Origin of the sequence: Microbacterium mcarthurae, assembly GCF_046064585.1 — a bacterium.
Lineage (GTDB): Bacteria > Actinomycetota > Actinomycetes > Actinomycetales > Microbacteriaceae > Microbacterium > Microbacterium mcarthurae.
Map to the genome: position 1 here is coordinate 554,196 of NZ_JAROCE010000001.1, position 18,154 is coordinate 572,349.

The 18,154-nt window shown below is 70.1% G+C and carries 15 protein-coding genes; 6 read left to right on the top strand and 9 right to left on the bottom strand.

Going from position 1 to position 18,154, the window contains the following annotated elements; genetic code table 11:
• Positions 1–33: 33 nt before the first annotated feature.
• Positions 34–792, top strand: a complete 759-nt coding sequence (locus P5G46_RS02770) for a DedA family protein (RefSeq protein WP_408905270.1) — start codon at positions 34–36, stop codon at positions 790–792.
• 9 nt (positions 793–801) lie between these two features.
• Here the strand turns inward: P5G46_RS02770 and ku are convergent, their stop codons facing one another.
• Positions 802–1,665, bottom strand: a complete 864-nt coding sequence (ku, locus tag P5G46_RS02775; RefSeq protein WP_408905271.1) for a non-homologous end joining protein Ku — start codon at positions 1,663–1,665, stop codon at positions 802–804.
• Between the two features lie 756 nt (positions 1,666–2,421).
• Between ku and P5G46_RS02780 the strand changes: the two genes are divergently transcribed.
• The gene (locus P5G46_RS02780) at positions 2,422–4,848 is read left to right on the top strand and encodes an ATP-dependent DNA ligase (protein WP_408904930.1); all 2,427 of its coding nucleotides are present in this window, start codon (positions 2,422–2,424) and stop codon (positions 4,846–4,848) included.
• An 8-nt stretch (positions 4,849–4,856) separates the two neighbouring features.
• Here P5G46_RS02780 and P5G46_RS02785 read toward each other — a convergent pair whose 3' ends face one another.
• The 4 genes from P5G46_RS02785 to murI all read right to left on the bottom strand — a co-directional run bounded on the left by P5G46_RS02785 (position 4,857) and on the right by murI (position 8,064).
• Positions 4,857–5,774, bottom strand: a complete 918-nt coding sequence (locus P5G46_RS02785; RefSeq protein WP_408904931.1) for a cation diffusion facilitator family transporter — start codon at positions 5,772–5,774, stop codon at positions 4,857–4,859.
• A 109-nt stretch (positions 5,775–5,883) separates the two neighbouring features.
• Entirely contained in the window at positions 5,884–6,480 is a 597-nt protein-coding gene (gene rdgB, locus P5G46_RS02790; protein ID WP_239274183.1) for an RdgB/HAM1 family non-canonical purine NTP pyrophosphatase, read from the bottom strand.
• 1 nt (position 6,481) lies between these two features.
• Positions 6,482–7,213, bottom strand: a complete 732-nt coding sequence (gene rph, locus P5G46_RS02795) for a ribonuclease PH (RefSeq protein ID WP_239274052.1) — start codon at positions 7,211–7,213, stop codon at positions 6,482–6,484.
• Between the two features lie 32 nt (positions 7,214–7,245).
• Positions 7,246–8,064 carry a glutamate racemase gene (gene murI / locus P5G46_RS02800; RefSeq protein WP_239274050.1) on the bottom strand — a complete coding sequence of 273 codons (819 nt, stop codon included), beginning with the start codon at positions 8,062–8,064 and terminating at the stop codon, positions 7,246–7,248.
• Positions 8,065–8,192: 128 nt separating this feature from the next.
• On the opposite strand from murI, the gene P5G46_RS02805 reads away from it, so the two are divergent.
• Positions 8,193–9,515, top strand: coding sequence for a nicotinate phosphoribosyltransferase (locus tag P5G46_RS02805; protein WP_408904932.1), 1,323 nt, complete (start codon positions 8,193–8,195; stop codon positions 9,513–9,515).
• Positions 9,516–9,569: 54 nt separating this feature from the next.
• On the opposite strand, the gene P5G46_RS02810 is transcribed toward P5G46_RS02805, so the two are convergent.
• The 3 genes from P5G46_RS02810 to P5G46_RS02820 form a co-directional block, all read right to left on the bottom strand.
• The gene (locus P5G46_RS02810; protein WP_408904933.1) at positions 9,570–9,836 is read right to left on the bottom strand and encodes a DUF3039 domain-containing protein; all 267 of its coding nucleotides are present in this window, start codon (positions 9,834–9,836) and stop codon (positions 9,570–9,572) included.
• 80 nt (positions 9,837–9,916) lie between these two features.
• The gene (locus P5G46_RS02815) at positions 9,917–11,443 is read right to left on the bottom strand and encodes a hypothetical protein (RefSeq protein WP_408904934.1); all 1,527 of its coding nucleotides are present in this window, start codon (positions 11,441–11,443) and stop codon (positions 9,917–9,919) included.
• An 11-nt stretch (positions 11,444–11,454) separates the two neighbouring features.
• Positions 11,455–13,443 carry an ATP-binding cassette domain-containing protein gene (locus P5G46_RS02820; protein WP_408905272.1) on the bottom strand — a complete coding sequence of 663 codons (1,989 nt, stop codon included), beginning with the start codon at positions 13,441–13,443 and terminating at the stop codon, positions 11,455–11,457.
• Positions 13,444–13,794: 351 nt separating this feature from the next.
• On the opposite strand from P5G46_RS02820, the gene P5G46_RS02825 reads away from it, so the two are divergent.
• From P5G46_RS02825 to P5G46_RS02835, 3 genes are all read left to right on the top strand, one after another.
• The gene (locus P5G46_RS02825; RefSeq protein ID WP_239274029.1) at positions 13,795–14,487 is read left to right on the top strand and encodes a phosphocholine cytidylyltransferase family protein; all 693 of its coding nucleotides are present in this window, start codon (positions 13,795–13,797) and stop codon (positions 14,485–14,487) included.
• Between the two features lie 56 nt (positions 14,488–14,543).
• Positions 14,544–15,476 (top strand): hypothetical protein, encoded by a 933-nt coding sequence (locus P5G46_RS02830; protein WP_239274027.1) that lies wholly within the window; start codon positions 14,544–14,546, stop codon positions 15,474–15,476.
• Between the two features lie 70 nt (positions 15,477–15,546).
• A complete protein-coding gene (locus tag P5G46_RS02835) occupies positions 15,547–16,881 on the top strand; it encodes a maltokinase N-terminal cap-like domain-containing protein (RefSeq protein ID WP_408904935.1) in 1,335 nt (444 codons plus the stop codon).
• A gap of 6 nt (positions 16,882–16,887) precedes the next feature.
• On the opposite strand, the gene P5G46_RS02840 is transcribed toward P5G46_RS02835, so the two are convergent.
• On the bottom strand, positions 16,888–18,117 hold the full coding sequence (locus P5G46_RS02840; protein WP_408904936.1) for a CDP-glycerol glycerophosphotransferase family protein: 1,230 nt from the start codon (positions 18,115–18,117) through the stop codon (positions 16,888–16,890).
• Positions 18,118–18,154 lie beyond the last annotated feature (37 nt).

Here is an 18,154-nt window from a genome sequence, read left to right on the forward strand (position 1 = left end):
ACACCGTTTCTTCGACCCGACGGGACCGATGTGATCCACCCCACCGCCCTGCTCCCGTGGCTCGACCCGGCGACCATCATCACCAACTCGCAGCCCTGGGCACTGCTCGTCGTCTGCTTCATCGTGTTCGCAGAAACGGGTCTGCTGGTCGGATTCCTGCTGCCCGGCGACACGCTGCTGATCATGGCGGGCCTGCTTTCGCACTCCACACCGGCTGCCCCGAACGGGGTGTTCGGCATCAACGCCTGGTTCGTCGCTCTCTCGATCGGCGTCGCCGCCTTCATCGGCGGCGAAGTCGGCTACTTCATCGGCCACAAGGCCGGACCTTCGATCTTCGAGCGAAAAGAATCCGGCATCTTCAGTCGGAAGAACGTGGAACGCACGAACGCCTTCTTCGTCCGTTTCGGCGGCATCACCGTCATCCTCGCCCGCTTCGTCCCCGTCGTGCGCACCTTCGCTCCGATCGCGGCCGGTGTCGGGCACATGCCCTGGCGGCGCTACACGCTGTACAACCTCATCGGCGCGATCATCTGGGGCATCGGATTGACGATGATCGGCTACGCGGTGGGGTACATCCCGTTCGTGCGCGACATCGTCACCGAGTACATTGACGTCATCCTCCTCGCCGCCGTCGCGGGCACGGCGATCTTCATCGCCGTCCACTACTTCCGCGAGCGCGCCGCCGCCAAGCGCGACGCCGCCCGAGGCCACGACGTCGTGACGAAGGCGGATTCGGAAGCTCTCGTCCTCGACCCGCAGACGCTCGAAGACGGCGACCAGCGCGGCCGCTGAGAGCCGCGGTCAGGAAGCCTTCGACGTCTTCTTCTTCGTTTCGGGCTTCTTCTTCGGTGCGGCCTCGCCCTTGGCATCCTCGCGGGCGGCGCGGCTGCGCTCGACGCTGGCGCGCAACGCCTCCATGAGGTCGATGACCTCACCGCCGTCGTCGTCGCCGTCCTCGGCGCCGAAGGTCGCGGCGGTGTCGAGAGCGTCGCCCTGTTCGAGCTTGGCGTCGATGAGGGTGCGCAACTCCCGCTGATACTCGTCGCCGAACTCCTCCGGGTCGAAGTCCTTCGAGAAGCTCTCGACGAGCGATGCCGACATCTCGAGCTCCTTCGCCGAGATCCGCACATCCTCATCCAGGGCGGGGAAAGCCGCCTCGCGCACTTCGTCGGCCCACAGAAGGGTCTGGAGCACGAGGACGTCGCCCCGGGTGCGTAGCGCCGCCAGTCGTGTCTTCTGACGGAGCGAGAATCGGACGATCGCGGTGCGGTCGCTCTGCTCCAGCGTCTTTCGGAGCAGCACGTAGGCCTTGGGTGACGACGAATCCGGCTCCAGGTAGTACGCCTTGTCGAGCGTGAGGAGGTCGACCTGATCGCTCGGCACGAACTCGACGACCTCGATCTCTCGACTTCGCTCGCTCGGAAGCGAGGCCAGGTCGTCCTTGGTCAGCACGACCGTCCGCTCACCGTCGTCGTAGGCACGGTCGATGTCCTGGTAGGGCACCACTTCCCCGTCCACTTCACAGATGCGCTGATACCGGATCCGTCCGCCGTCCTTGTTGTGCACCTGGTGGAGCGGCACGTCGTGATCCTCGGTGGCCGAGTACACCTTGACGGGCACATTGACCAGGCCGAAGGTCAGCGCGCCTTTCCAGATCGATCGCATACTCCCAGTGAACACCGTCAACACGGTGGATGCCGAGGGGCTTGTGCCCACGGCGGCGCCGCACAACTCCTGCACACGCAGGCCCATCAGCCCGAAACACGCCGACCAGCCAGGCTGCGCCGGAGTCATGCGGGCGCCACCCGCGGCATCCGGTAGCCCCGCCGCTCCACGCCGGGAAGATGGCCGATCAGACGGTGCCACGGCGGATGCCGACGGGCTCGTGCCCGCCGCCACGGCGCACAACTCCTGCACACCTAGCCCCTCAGCCCGAAACACACCGACCCGCCAGGCCGCGCCGGAGTTGTGCCCGCAACCCCGCGGCCACACCGACCCGCCAGGCCGCGCCGGAGTTATGCGGCGCAACCCCGCGGCATCCAGCAGCCCCGCCGCTCCACGCCGGCGCGATAGCAGAGCAGACGGTGCCACGGCGGATGCCGACGGGCTCGTGCCCGCGGCTGCGGCGCGCAACTCCTGCACATCCAGGCCCCTACCCCTCGAAACGCACCGCCCCGCCAGGCCGCGCCGGAGTTATGCGGCCCAACCCCGCGGCATCCGGCAACCCCGCCGCTCCACGCCGGGCGATGGCAGAAGAAGCCGTGCGAGGGCGGATGCCGAGGGGCTCGTGTCCGCGGCGGTGCACAACTCCTGCACACCTACGCTCACCGGCCCGAAACACACCAACCCGCCAGGCCGCGCCGGAGTCATGCGGGCGCAACCCCGCGGCATCCGGCAACCCCGCCGCTCTACGCTGGGGCGATGGCGGAGCAGACGGTGCGGATCGACGGTCGGCGGCTGCGCCTGTCGAACCTCGACAAGGTGCTGTATCCCGAGACGGGCACGACCAAGGGCGAGGTCATCGATTACTACACCCGGATCGCCCCGAGGCTCTTGCCGCACGTGCGGGCACGCCCGGTGACCCGGAAGCGGTGGCCCGACGGGGTGGGCACCGAGGCCGCTCCCGCCGAGCCGTTCTTCGCGAAAGCGCTCGAGCCCGGAGCGCCCGCCTGGGTGCCGCGGCGCGCGATCGACCATTCCTCGGGGGCGAAGGACTATCCGCTCGTGGAGGAACTCGCCACGCTCGTCTACCTGGCACAGGTCGCGAGCCTGGAGTTGCACGTGCCGCAATGGCGGTTCGATGCCGCCGGGACGAGGTCGAACCCCGATCGGATCGTGCTCGACCTCGACCCCGGTCCGGGCGTCGGGCTCGTGGAGTGCGCGGAAGTCGCCCGGTGGGCGCGCACGATCCTCCTCGACATCGGTCTCGACCCGATGCCGGTCACCAGCGGCAGCAAGGGCATTCACCTGTACGCGCACCTGGACGGTCGCCAGTCCAGCGACGCCGTGAGTGCCTTAGCCAAGGAACTCGCCCGCGCGATCGAGGCGGATCACCCGGATCTCGTGGTGAGCCAGATGGCCAAGACGGCACGGGCGGGCAAGGTCTTCATCGACTGGAGTCAGAACAACGGATCGAAGACGACGATCGCGCCGTACTCTCTGCGCGGACGCGCCCAGCCCACCGTGGCCGCACCGCGGACGTGGGAGGAACTCGACGACCCCGGCCTGCGCCATCTGCTCTTCCACGAGGTGCTCGAGCGGACCGACGACCCGTTGTCCTCGATCGACCCGTCCGACGGCCCCCTGCGGTCGTACATCGCCAAGCGCACTGCGGGCCGGACGCCGGAACCCGTGCCGAGCGCGCCGCACGGGGAAGCCCCCGCGGAGGGTCTCCCCCGGTTCGTCATCCAGGAGCACCACGCGTCGCGGCTGCACTGGGATCTGCGACTCGAACGCGACGGAGTCCTCGTCAGCTGGGCGGTCCCCAAAGGCGTTCCCGCGACGACGGGGAAGAACAGCCTGGCGGTGATGACCGAGGACCACCCGATGCAGTACCTCGACTTCGCGGGCGAGATCCCCCGGGGTCAGTACGGCGCCGGCACCATGACGGTGTGGGACACCGGCCGATACGAGCTGGAGAAGTGGCGCGACGACGAGATTATCGCGACCCTGGAAGGACGGCCCGAGGGTCCCCTCGGTCGTGTCCGTCTCGCCCTCATCCGCACGGAGGGCGACGGAGAGAAGTCGCAGTGGTTGCTGCACCGGATGAAGACGGATGCCGACGGCCGACCCCAGCGTGACGGTGCCGCGGTCGTGCCTCGCGAGGACAGTGCGCCGACCACCGCATCGTCAGCCCCGCGGGCGTCCGCCGTCGCGGACTCGGAGCTCCGCCCCATGCTCGCGACCGGGGCGACGCCCGGCATCGCGACCGCGGCTGCCGCGCGGTGGCGCGAGGTGTGGGTCGAGATGAAGTGGGACGGAATCCGCGGCATCGGTCTCTGGGACGGCGAGCGCCTCCGCCTGCGTTCCCGCAACGGCAACGACCTCACGGCGACGTATCCGGAGCTGACGGCGGTCGACCTCGGCCTCGGTGCGGCCCCCGCCGTGATCGACGGCGAGATCGTCGCGCTTGACGCGCAGGGTCGACCCAGCTTCCCGCTCCTGCAGAAGCGCATGAACCTCGCCCAGGCCCGTGACATCACGCAGGAGGCCGCGCGGACGCCCGTGCACCTCTATCTCTTCGACGTCCTCGAGGCGGACGGGCGCGATCTCACCGGACTTCCCCTGGCCGCTCGACGCGCCACGCTGGAGCATCTCGCGCACGCGACGGCACGCGTCGTCGTCGTCCCGCCCGTGTTCGACGACGTGGACGCCGCGCTGTCCTCGAGCGAGCGCTTCGGCCTCGAGGGCATCGTCGTGAAGGACCCCGACTCGCCCTATCGACGCGGACAACGCACCGACCGCTGGCTGAAGGTGAAGCACTCGCGCACCCAGGAGGTCGTTATCGGCGGCATCCGTCCGGGCAAAGGGAACCGCGCGGGCACGATCGGCTCCCTGCTGGTCGGCGTGCCCTCCTTCGACGGACTCCGATACGCCGGACGGGTCGGCTCGGGATTCGGCGAGCGAGCTCTCGCCCAGCTGTCGAATCTCCTCGAGCCGCTCGGCACCTCCCGGAACCCGTTCATCGGCGTGCCCGCCGCGGACGCGCGCGACGCGCTGTGGGTCGAGCCTCGGCTCGTCGCGGAGGTGGAATTCGCCGAGTTCACACCCGGTGGCATCCTCCGTCAGGCGCGCTGGCGAGGGTTGCGGCCGGACAAGGATCCCGCCGACGTGGTGCGGGAGGACTGAGACGCGCGTCACGCGTGCTGCGCGTCGTGCTCCACGTGCCCGGCGGGTTCGAGCTGGAACGTCGAATGGTCGACGTCGAAGTGGTCGGCGAGGCATCCCTGAAGCGACGCGAGGATCCGTGCGGCGCGTCCGTCGGCCATCGCTGCGTCCTCGACGACGACGTGCGCGCTGAACACCGGCGCACCGCGCGTGAGCTGCCACACGTGCACGTCGTGCACGTCCACGACCCCGTCGGCCTCGCGGAGGTGGCGCCGAATCTCCGCCACCTGCACCCCCACCGGGGCGCCTTCGGTCAGGACGGCCATGACCTCGCGCAGCAGTCCGATCGCGCGCGGCACGATGAGGATCGCGATGAACAAGGACGCGACGGCATCCGCTTGCGCCCAGCCGGTCGTGACGATGACGACGGCAGCCACGATCACCGCGGCCGACCCGACGAGATCACCGAGCACCTCGAGATACGCGCCCCGGACGTTGATGTTGCGCTTCTGCGCCCGGCTCAGCAGCCACATCGACACGGCGTTGGCGACGAGCCCTCCGACGGCGACGACGAGCATGAGACCGCCCTGCACCTCGGGAGCTTCCGGCCGCAGCAGCCGTTGCACCGCTTCGACCGCGACCCAGACGCTCAGCGCGATCAGGACGACGCCGTTCACCAGGGCCCCGAGGACCTCGGCGCGCTGGTACCCGAAGGTGCGCCGGTCGTCCGCGGGACGCGCGGCGATCGCCGTGGCGATGAGCGCGACGACGAGGGCCGCGGCGTCGGTGAACATGTGCGCGGCATCGGCCAGCAGAGCGAGAGACCCGGTGAGGATCGCACCCACAATCTGCACGACCATGACCACCGTCGTCAGGCTCAACGCCGTAGCGAGCAGGCGCCGATGACCGGCGTCCCGGATGCCGCGGACGGGCGCGTGATCGTGCATGAGCCCAGGCTACGACCGCGAAGCGGCGCAAAACCCCGGTCGGAGCAACTCGGGAATGAGACCGGATATCGCTTCCGCGGTCACCGGGATCCCTCGCACGGCGCCGACGTCAGAGGGTTCGCAGGAGCGGGACCAGGTTGCGGAAAGCCCGCGCGCGATGGGAATGCGTGTTCTTCTCCTCCGCGGACCACTCGCCCACCGTCCGCTCGGCGGCCGCGTCTTGCCCGTCGGGAATGAAGATCGGGTCGTATCCGAATCCCCCGGGCCCGGCCGGGGCGGCCGCGAGGCGGCCGGGCCACCGGCCCTCGACGGTGTCCTCGGTGCCGTCGGGACGCACGAGCGCGATGACGGAGACGAACTGGGCCGTACGGTGCGGGTCGGCGACATCCGAGAGCTGGTCGAGCAGGAGCTCGAGGTTTGCCGTCGCATCCTTCCGGTGCCCTGCCCAGTACGCCGAGAACACCCCGGGGGATCCCCCGAGCACGTCCACCGCGATACCGGAGTCGTCGGCGAGCGCCGGAAGCCCCGTGTGAGCAGCGGCCGCGCGGGCCTTGATCAGCGCATTCGCGGCGAAGGTCACGCCGTCTTCGACCGGCTCCGGGCCGTCGTAGCCGACGACCTCGAGGTCGGGGCGGGTGGCGGCGACGATCGCCTGGAACTCCTCGACCTTGTGCGGGTTGTGCGTGGCCAAAACGACGCGTGGCATGTCAGTCGCTCAGCGCCGCGGTCTGCAGGTCTCTCAGCTGCGCGCAGCCGTTCACGCCGAGCTCGAGCAGCTGGTCGAGCTCGCGCTTGTCGAACGGCGCGCCCTCGGCGGTGCCCTGCACCTCCACGAACAGCCCGCGGCCGGTGACCACGACGTTCATGTCGGTCTCGGCACGCACGTCCTCGACGTAGGCGAGGTCGAGCATCGGGGTGCCGTCGATGATGCCGACCGAGACGGCCGACACCGAGTCGATGAGCACCTCGGAGCGCTGCGCGATGAACTTCTTCTGCCGCCCCCAGGCGATGGCATCCGCGAGGGCGACGTACGCACCCGTGATCGCCGCGGTTCGGGTGCCGCCGTCGGCCTGCAGAACGTCGCAGTCGATGACGATGGTGTTCTCTCCGAGCGCCTTGGTGTCGACGACCGCGCGCAGAGCCCGGCCGATGAGACGCGAGATCTCGTGCGTCCGCCCGCCGACTTTGCCCTTGATGCTCTCGCGGTCGTTGCGGCTGTTGGTCGCTCGCGGCAGCATCGCGTACTCGGCCGTGACCCATCCCTTGCCCTTGCCGGTGAGCCAGCGAGGAACGCCGTTGGTGAACGACGCGGTGCACAGCACCTTGGTGCCGCCGAAGGTGATGAGCGCCGAGCCTTCCGCGTGCGCCGACCACCCCCGCTCGATCGTGACGGGACGCAGCTCGTCGACGGCGCGGCCGTCGGTGCGGGTGTCGGTCATGGTCCTCCTCGGGACGGATGGGATGCCGCGGCTCACCGCGGCAGATCGATGGCGCCGGTCTGCACCAGCTGGACTTCGCGGACCTCGCGGCCCATCAGACGGTGGGCCAGCCGCAGGAAATCGTCGGCGGAGTCGCCCGTGGCCTCGTAACGGTGGGCGGTGACGGCATCCGGGCCGGCGAGCAGATCGCCGGAGACGAGCTGGCGGTACACGTCTTTCGCGGTCTCGCTGTCGCTGGAGACCAGACTCACTTCGGGACCCATGACGTAGCTGATGGCGCCCTCGAGGAACGGATAGTGCGTGCAGCCGAGCACGAGCGTGTCGACACCGGCCTCACGCAGCGGGGCGAGGTACTCCTCCGCGACCGCGAGGACCTCGGGCGAGTCGGTGACCCCCGCTTCGACGAACTCGACGAACCGCGGGCACGCCTGCGCGAATACCGTGAGGCGCTCGTTGACCTCGAGCATGTCCTGGTACGCGCGTGACCCGATCGTGCCGGCGGTGCCGATGACACCGATCCGCCCGTTGCGCGTCGTCGACATCGCCGTGCGGACCGCCGGCCCGATGACCTCGACGACCGGGACGTCGTACCGCTCGCGGGCGTCGCGCAGCATGGCCGCCGACGCGGTGTTGCAGGCGATGACGAGCATCTTCACGCCCTGGTCGACGAGCGTGTCGAGGACCTCGAGCGCGTAGCGCCGCACGTCGGCGATGGGTTTCGGGCCGTACGGCGAGCGGGCCGTGTCGCCGATGTACAGGATCGACTCCCGCGGAAGCTGCGCCGACACCGCACGGGCGACGGTGAGCCCGCCGACTCCCGAGTCGAAGATCCCGATCGGCGCGTCGTTCATAGGCATCCAGCCTACCGGTGGGCCCGGCGCGGCCCCGCGACCCGTTCTCGATGCACGCCGTGGGGCGGTGCGCTCCCTCGCTGTCAACGCGTCCGGGCAACACCACCCCGTCGCAATAGGCTGGCGAAATGACGCGCAGCACGGCCCTGCACACCGATCGCTACGAACTCACGATGCTCGATGCCGGGCTCCGCGACGGCACGGCGCATCGCCGATGCGTGTTCGAAGTGTTCGGACGGCGCCTCTCCGGCGGCCGCCGCTTCGGCGTCGTCGCGGGCACCGGGCGGCTCCTGGACGCCATCCGCGACTTCCGATTCGGCGACGAGGAGCTGCAGTTCCTGCGCGACAACCGGATCGTGGATGCCACCACCCTCGACTTCCTCGCCGGATACCGCTTCACGGGCTCGATCAGCGGCTATCGCGAGGGCGAGATCTACTTCCCGGGCTCGCCGTTGCTGACGATCGAGGGAACCTTCGCGGAAGCCGTCGTGCTGGAGACCCTCGCGCTCAGCGTTCTCAACTTCGATTCCGCCGTCGCCACCGCCGCGGCGCGGATGAGTGTGGCCGCGGGCGACCGTCCCTTGGCGGAGATGGGGTCGCGTCGTGCGAGCGAGGAGGCCGCCGTCGCTGCCGCGCGCGCCGCCTACATCGCGGGCTTCGCCGCGACGAGCAACCTCGAGGCGGGGCGTCGCTGGGGCGTGCCGACCATGGGCACCGCGGCACACGCCTGGACGCTGCTGCACGACAGCGAAGAGGCGGCGTTCCGCTCGCAGATCGACGCCCTGGGAACCGACACGACCCTCCTGATCGACACGTACGACATCCGCGAGGGCGTCCGCACGGCCATCCGGGTGGCGGGAACGGGGCTGGGCGGTGTTCGCATCGACTCGGGCGACCTCCCCATCGTCGCCGGTGAGGTGCGCGCGCTCCTCGACGAGCTCGGCGCCACGGACACGCGCATCACCGTGACCAGCGATCTCGACGAGTACGCCATCGCCGCCCTCGCGGCCTCCCCCGTCGACAGCTACGGCGTGGGAACTTCGGTGGTCACCGGTTCGGGCGCACCCACCGCCGGCCTCGTGTTCAAGCTGGTCGCCCGCGCCGCGGAGGACGGGTCATGGGTGCCGGTGGCGAAGGCCTCGGCGCAGAAAGCGTCGCACGGCGGTCGAAAGGCGGCGTTCCGCACGCTCGACAGCGGGACGGCGACCAGCGAGCTCATCGCCGTCAGCGACGGATTCGAAGAACTCGCCACCGCCGCGCAGTTCCCCGGCGCCCGGCCACTGCAGGTGCCGTTGGTCGTCGATGGGGAACCGGATGCCGCGGCGCTCGGGCCCGCAGGCGTCGCGACGGCCCGGGCGCATCACGCGCGCGTTCGCGAGGAACTGCCCGTGCGGGCGCTCGCCCTCAGCAAGTCCGAACCCGCGTTGCCCACCGAGTACCGCGAGCTCTGACGGACACCAGCGGGAGGCGGGCCGAGGATCAGCGGGACGCGCCCATCCGGTTGATCAGCCGTTGAGCGATTCGTAGATCTCTTTGCACTGCGGGCACACCGGGAACTTCTCGGGGTCGCGGCCCGGCGTCCACTTCTTGCCGCACAGGGCACGCACCGGCTTGCCCGTGATGGCCGACTCGACGATCTTGTCCTTCTTCACGTAGTGCGAGAAACGCTCGTGATCACCCGGCTCGATGTTCTCCTCGCGGATGAGCTCTTCGAGCTCACGATCCAGGGTCGCGAGACCCCCGCTGTCGGGTCGGTCGAGAGGCGTGCTCATGGTCTGCCAGTGTAGCCGCGGACCGCAGCCTCGGGACGGTTCGCACCGTCCGTGGCCGGCTTACCGCGATGCGCGCCCTGTCACGTCGCTTCGGCGAACTCCATCAGACGTGTGCCGCGGCGTTCGAACTCGACGGCCCCGACGGCGACTCCGACGAGGAAGACGAGCGCTCCCGCACCGAGCCCCATCCACAGGGCGAGGAAAGCGTCGGCCGCATCCGAGGTGATCGCCTGCCAGGCGAACCATAGCGCCGGCGCCGCCGCCACCACGGATCCCGCCATGACGAGGCCCTGCGCCATGACGCCGCCGCTGCCGGTGCGCTGAGGCTGCTGGAACGGGCTGTCGCCCGGCCGCGATACGGCGTACGGAGCAACGACCGAGGCGATGCTGGACAGTCCCAGTCCCGACAGGAAAAGCGCCGCGCAGACGCCGACGAGCGCGGGCGCGAACGACCAGCGTCCGTGCACTGCGACGGCGAGCGGAACCGCGATAGCGAGAAGGGGAAGGGCGATGAGGACGACGGGAACGAGCCGTCCGAGCCGATCGGACACACCGCGTACGCCGCTGGCGATGTGCATCCACAGGGCCGTCGAGTCGTACGCGAGATCGTTGTGGGGCAACCACCCGAGGAAGAGGGCGATGATCGGGGCCGGCAGCAGCACCGCGAGCTCTATTGGGACGCCGGCGACGATCAGCGGCAGCATGGAGAACACCGCGGCGATCGGCACCACGAGGACGTTCACGATGTACCGGCGATCACGCAGCCAATAGGACAGGCTGCGTGCGGCGACAGCGCCGCCGGGGCTCCCGGGCAGGATCGCGAACCAGCCGAGGCCGGCTCGCTCGCGCACCGTCACCGGGCGCGGCGTGGTCGTGAGCAACCGGTTCACGAGCCCGAACCACGCCAGGGCGAGCAGGCCCACGGTCACGAGGGCGACGACGACGCTGCCGGCGGCGGCTCCTGCGCTCGGCGCCAACGCAATGCTCCATGCGGCCCCGACGGGCGTCCACGCGAGGACTTCCGCAGCCCCCACGAGCTGAGTGGGGACGACGCCGCGCCACTCCAGCGACCCCAGGAAGATGCCGACGGGAACGACGACGACGAGCACAGCGATCAAGTAGACCCCGATCAGCTCCCGGGATTGCCGGGGGCGGCGCACCAGGGCGCCCAACGCCATGCTGACCCGCGCCAGCAGAACGCACGTGACCACGCCGAGAACGATCGACACCACGCTCGCGAACACCGCCGCACCCTGCGCGACCCACGCGACCGCCAGCGTGATCGCCAGAACCAGCACGACGAGGACGGGCACGCTGAGGAGCCCGGCCAGCAGCAGCGCCCCAGCGAGCGGGCGCGGCTCGGGCCCGACCACGGCGAACCGACGCGGGTCGAGGGGGTCGATGGATGCCGTGATCGGAGGGGCGAGCGCAAAGCCGAGCGTGACCGCCGAACCCGCCAGCACCGTGACCACAGCCGTCGTCAGGCGATCGGAGTCCGCCAGGGCGGCCAAGTTGATGGATGCGAACACGGTCGCCGCGATCAGCACGAACAGCCCGACGGCGCGCCGCACCACGTGCTCCCGGTCCCCTCGGAGGGCACCGAGCATCATCGCCAGTCTCAGGCGGAGAACGTGTGCAACCACTCGAGTCCCTCCACATCGCCCAGACCGCCCGAGAGCTCGAGGAAACGCTGCTCGAGCGTCGACTCTCCGCGCACCTCGTCGATGGTGCCCTCCGCGAGCACCTGTCCCGAGACGATGACGGCGACGCGCGAACACACGCGCTCGACGAGCTCCATGCCGTGACTGGAGAGGATCACGGTGCCGCCGTGGTCGACGTAAGCGCGCAGGATGTCGAGGATCACCGCGCTAGACACGGGGTCGACCGCTTCGAACGGCTCGTCGAGCACGAGGAGACGCGGCGAGTGGATCATCGCACCGGCGAGCATGACCTTCTTCGTCATTCCCGCGGAGTAGTCCGACACCGGACGACCGAGCGCATCCACGAGGTCGAACGCCCGAGCCAGATCGGCGGCGCGGCTCTCGACGACGGGGGCGGGAAGGCCGCGCAGCGCCCCGTAGTACGACAGAAGCTGACGACCGGTCAGGCGGTCGAAGGTCCGGAGCCGGTCGGGCAGCACACCGATCATCTTCTTCGCCACGCGCGACTGACGCGCAGCGTCGACCCCGTTGATCTCGACCGTCCCCGCATCCGAGCGCAGAAGACCCGCGATGATCGACAGGGTCGTGGTCTTGCCGGCCCCGTTCGGCCCCACCAACCCGTAGAACGAGCCCGCCGGGACGGTCAGGTCGACGCCGTCCACGGCGCGAAGCTCCCCGAACGTCTTCGTGACGTTGCGCAGGCTCAGCGCCGGAACGTCGGTGTCGTCTGCCGCCGCCTTGTCCACGGCGTGGTCGACGGTGGTCGCCCCCGCGTCATCGGTCGACGCCTCGCGCGGATCACCGTCGGCGGACGCCTCGGAATCCGGTACCGCAGCCGCGGCGGACGCTTCGACCGCCACGTCCGCCGGGGTGGGGTCTTCCGTCGTAGCGGGGTGGCCGTGGTACTCGCTGTCGACGGCGTCCTGACGCGATGCGGGCACATCGGCCGATGCCTCGGCCCCCAGCGACCCGTCCTCCGCGCGCTCGTCGACCTCCGATCCCACCTCGTCGAGCTCGGTCTCCCCGGGCTCAGGTTCAACGGGTTCGGCTTCCGCGGGTTCAGCGTTCGCGGGTTCAGCGTTCGCGGGTTCAGCGTCCCCGGGTTCAGCGTTCGCGGGTTCAGCGTCCCCGGGTTCAGCGTCTGCGACGTCGACGTCAACGGGTTCGGCAGCCGCGCGCGCAGCCTCGACGGCTTCGGCATCCGCGACTTCGGGCGCGACGAGGTCGGCATCCCTCTCGGGTATGGATTCACCGACGCTCCGCGGACTCTGTTCTCCTGTGGTCTCGGCCACCTCCACCGGCGGCTCTTCGACGGCGACATCAGAGGGGGTGGGATCGGCGATCGGCGACGGCGCGGCGGCATCGTCGCCACCACCGGCCGACGCGGGCACCGGCGCGTCGACGACGGCGGACACCGGCGCCTCGGTCTCGGCGGGCGCGTCATCCGACGCCTCCGCCGGGACGGGAAGCGGCGGACGCGGAGGCACGACCAGGTCGGTGGGGAGCGGGGGCGGAGGCCCGGGCACGACCGGCGTCGTCTCGGCCTCGGTGGGTTCGACCGGCGGCGTGTTCGCCCCGGCGGTGCGCGGCGTCGCCGGCTTCTTGGCGGCCGTCGCCCGCGGCGTCGCCGGCTTCTTGGCGGCCGTCGCCCGCGGCGTCGCGGGTTTCTTCGCCGCAGCAGTCCGCGGGGTCGCGGGTTTCTTCGCCGCGGTGGAACGCGGCGTCGCAGGCTTCTTCTCGCCCGATGCCCGAGGGGTCGCAGGCTTCTTCTCGCCCGACGCACGCGAGGCGGCCGGCGTCTTCTCGGCCGTGGCGCGCGGGGTCGTGGGTTTCTTGGCCGACGCGGCGCGTGGGCTACGCGGTGCGGATGCCGTCGCGGCCTTCCGGGGCGACGCGGATTGCGCCTTCTGCTCATCGCCCGTGTCGGCATCCGAGTCCGCATTCATGGGCGACACAGACGTCGCCGATGTTCCGGCGGGCCGACGGGGTGTGCGCGGCGCGGTCGTGCGGGGCTTCGGCCCAGGATCGACGTCGGGGCTCGCCCCATCGTCCTCCGACCGGGGGGAGGCGGACTCAGGGGGCTGCGGCAGCGACGCTGTCATCGCCCCAAACTATCAAGCTGTTCCGACACCGACCGCGGCCCGGCTGCCCGACGACGGAATCAGCTGTCATCACGAATGCGCAACGACCAGGGCGAATCATGCACCTTCTCAGCTCGTTTGGCTAGCATGAATTCGACACGAAGGCGTGACTTTCCGGTAAACCGGAAATGACAACTCATCCCCCAGGAGCCTGCCTTGACCGTTCAGATCGTCATCCTCGCTGCGGGCATGGGCTCGCGACTCGGCCGGAGCCTGCCCAAACCGCTCACCGTCCTCGCCGATGGCCGCAGCATCATGCAGCAGCAGCACGACAACATCTTCGCCGCATTCGGACGCGAGGCCCGGATCACGACGGTCGTCGGCTATCGCGCCGAGACCATCGTCGATGCGTTCCCGCGCGTCGACTACGTCTACAACGACCGGTACGACCAGACGAACACGTCGAAGAGCCTGCTGCGCGCGCTCGCTGCAACCGGGCGCGGCGGCGTTCTGTGGCTGAACGGTGACGTCGTGTTCGACCCGCGCGTTCTCGGGCGTGCCGTCGAGCTCGTCGAGGCCGATCGTTCGTTCGTCACCGTCAACACAGCGAAGGTCAGCGACGAAGAGGTGAAGTACACCGTCGACGCCGAGGGATTCGTGAAGGACCTCTCGAAGGTCGTCGTCGGCGGGCTCGGCGAAGCCGTCGGCATCAACTACATCTCCTCGCGCGACAAGAAGACGCTCCAGCGTCACCTCCAGCGCGTCGACGATCAGGACTACTTCGAGCGCGGCATCGAGCTCGCCATCGCCCACGACGGGATGCGGGTCGAACCGCTCGACATCTCCGACCTCTACGCGGTCGAGGTGGACTTCGCCGAGGACCTCGAGCGCGCCAACCTCTTCGTCTGATCGCCCTCGTTCGTCAAGGCCCCGGTGCCGGCGATATCGCGCGGCAGGATGGTCTCATGGCTGAGAAGGTGCATCGCATCCATTCCCTGCCCGGCGACTCTCCCTGGAAGGGGGGACTCCCGCCGGCAGGGTCGGAGGAGCATCCCCGGACGATCCGCATGCTCGACCGGGTTCTCTCCGTGCAGAGACCTGCGGTGCTCGCCCACCTCCGCAGCATCCGCCTTCGGCACCCGGATGCCTCGCCCCAAGAGATCCTGACGATTCTCGAACGCCGCTACCTCGCCGCCGTCACCACCGGTGGCGCAGCGGTGGGCGCCACTGCCGTGGTTCCCGGGATCGGCACGGGGGTCACGCTGGCGCTGAGCGGGGTCGAGACACTCGGCTTCCTGGAGGCGACCGCGCTGTTCGCGCAGTCCGTGGCCGAGGTGCATGGGGTCGCGGTGGACGACCCCGACCGGGCACGTGCGCTCGTGCTCACCCTCATGCTCGGGAAAGAGGGCGTCGACCTCGTTGCCCAACTCGCGGCGCAGGCCGCCGGCCGGGGCACCACCCGTTCCAATTACTGGGGCGAACTGGTCACCAAGACGCTGCCCCGCGCGGCAGTGGGACCCCTGGTCGACCGCCTGAAGACGTCGTTCACGCGTCAGTTCGTCGCCCGTGGCGGTGCGTCGTGGGTCGGAAAGGCACTCCCCTTCGGCGTGGGAGCGGTCGTCGGCGGCGCGGGCAACCACATCCTCGGCCGCCGCGTCTTGGTCAATTCCCGTCGCGCTTTCGGCGCGCCACCGGTGATCCTGCCGACGGATATCGAACCGCGCCCCGGAGCAGAGCGGCTCGAACGACGCGCCGCCGGTGGCGTACAGCGGGTCGGCGGGGCGATCGTCGGCGCCGTCGGTTCGGCGTCGCGCCGGACGGGATCGGTCGCGCGCAAGGCACTTCCTCGCCGCAAGGGCCGAGACGACGACGAGGCGCTGCCGCCCGAGGCATCCTGATCCCATCTCATCGACGCCGCTCGCGCGCAAGACCCGCGCACGGCGTCCGCGATCGCGTTAGCCTCGCCCCATGCGCGACCTTCTCGATCTCCTGACCGTGTGGATGCCGCGACAGCGCTGGTACGGCACGAAGGGCCGCGACCCCCTGCTGACGTTGGTCGCCGATTGGGAGCTCGATTCCCCCGCCACCCGGATACTCCTGGTCCGGGACGACGCGGCCAGTCCCCCTGTGACCTACCAGATCCCGGTGTCGCAGCGCGAGCCCGAGCACGTACTTCCTGGAAGTCTCATCGGCCCGGCCGCCGACGGACGGGTGTGGTCGGATGCCACAACGGACCCGGCCTTCACCGACCTGCTGTTCCGGCTGGTCTGCACCGGTGAAGGCGGAGCAGATACGCATCCCGACCTCGTCGGCATCCCGCTCGCCCCCTCCCCCGCGGCGACGGAGTCGCCCGTTCCCGCACGGGTGCTGAGCGGCGAGCAGTCGAACACCTCGATCATCTTCCGGCCCGACGGGGCTCCCCCGGTGATCTGCAAGCTGTTCCGCCCCGTCAACGCGGGCATCAACCCTGACGTCGAGCTACAGTCGGCACTCGCAGCCGGCGGCGCGACGTTCGTGCCTGCAGCCATCGGCGAGCTGCGCGGCACGTGGACTGCTGCGGACGGCGCACCGGTGACCGGATCGCTCGCCTTCGCGCAGGAGTTCTTCGAGGGTGTCGAAGACGCTTGGCGCGTCGCCCTGCAGTCGGCCACGGCGGGTGAAGACTTCAGCGCCGCCGCGCGCGCCCTCGGTGAGAGCGTCGCACGCATGCACGTCGCTCTTGCCGCAGCCTTCCCCACGGTGGCGCCCGACGCATCCGTGCGCGACGCCGTGGCCGCGGCGTGGCAGCGCCGTCTCGCGATCGCGCTGACCGAGGTTCCCTCGCTCGCCCCCTTCGCGGAACGCATCCGCGAGGTGTATGCCACCGCCGCCGCGGCCGAGTGGCCGCCGCTCCAGCGCGTCCACGGCGACCTGCACCTCGGCCAGGTCTTGTACACGCCGGCGAATGGCTGGGTCCTCCTCGACTTCGAGGGCGAGCCGCTGCGTCCGATCACCGAGCGCCGCAACCCCGACCTCGCCGTGCGCGACGTGGCCGGCATGCTGCGGTCGTTCGACTACGTCTCCGGCGCGGTGGCCGACGATGACGGCGCCGCAGTGCGCGCCTGGGTCATCGCGGCGCAGCAGGCGTTCCTCGACGGGTATGCCACGACCGTCGGTGTCGCGAACACGGCACCCGAGGCGCTGCTGGCTGCCTTCGAGTTGGACAAGGCCGTCTACGAGGCGATCTACGAGACGCGCAATCGTCCCGATTGGGCGGGGATCCCGCTGGCTGCCATCGGCCGCTTGGCCCCCCTCGCGGACTGACGTCGGTCACACCGACGTCGCCGCATCGCGTTCCTCCCACCGCTGCATGAGGGTGCGCACGGCGGCGTGGAACCGTCGCGTCGACGCGCCCGGCGTCGTGTCGCCGAAGTAGTACCGCACCCAGTGATCCAGACGGGCCACCGCATCGGGGTCGGCGAGCACCTCGTCGGTCCGGGTCACGATGGCGCCCGCCGAATCTGCATCCAGCCATTCGCACGACGACAGGTACCCGCTGTCGTCCACCAGAGCCTCGGGATCGGCGGGACGTGTCACCAGGAGCGGTTTTCCCGCCGCCAGCCGGTCGTAGACCATCGCCGAGATGTCGACCACGGCGACGTCGGCAGCGGCGAGCTGCCAGCCGAGCGCCGCGCCGGTGTCATGGACGTGACGGGCGGTGGGGTCGGCGGCGTTGGCCGCGGCGAGCGCCGACACGATCCGCTCGTTGGCGGCGCCGTAGGCCGGGTCCACAACGCCGGAGCGAGGATGCGGCCGATAGATGATCCGGTGGCGGCCCGTGGCGGCGAGCGCGGAGATGAGCGCCTCGCCGTGCGTGAGGATCGAGCCGTAGTGGGCGGAGGGGCGGTCGCCCTCCCAGGTCGGGGCGTAGAGCACCACGGTGCGCTCATCGGGCACGTACGGGAGCTCACCCGAGTAGTGATCGGCCTGGGGGCGCCCGATGGAGAAGGTCCGACGGTCGAGGTCGTAGTCCCACAGCGTTCGGGCCAGCCGCGCGCGAGCCGCGTCGCCGGCGACGAAAGCGTAGTCGTAGGCCTTGAACTGGTTCGTCGTCATGTACATCTTGTCGGACTCGCCGTGGTTGATGAAGACGTGCCAGCGGCGCCCGTAGCGGAACATCTGGAAGTTGCGGGTGTTCTGGTTGACGTAGAACACGATGCGCACGTCTTGCTCGTCGAGGACGGCCTCGACGTCTCCCACCGTCGGGGCGAAAGCCACCGGAAGCGCATCGTCGCGCAGCAGTGCGTCGGCTCCCCGGATGGCACGGGAGATGACCAGGACGGGCCATTCGTTCGCCAGCTCGCGCAGGGGCGCGTACCACTGGCGCATCTGGTACATGTTCACGGGTCCGTCGGCGAAGTACACCGCGATCCGGAAGTGCTTCTGCGGCAGGGGTGCGCGTTCGGCGAGCGCGCGCCGCAGGTCGATCCGTGCACGGCGGGTGGCGAGGGCCTTGCGCAGCAGGCCCACGGCGAGACGGGCGTCGCGGGCGAGAGACATCGTTCCAGGGTACCGGCCAGGTCGGCGTGAAAGGATC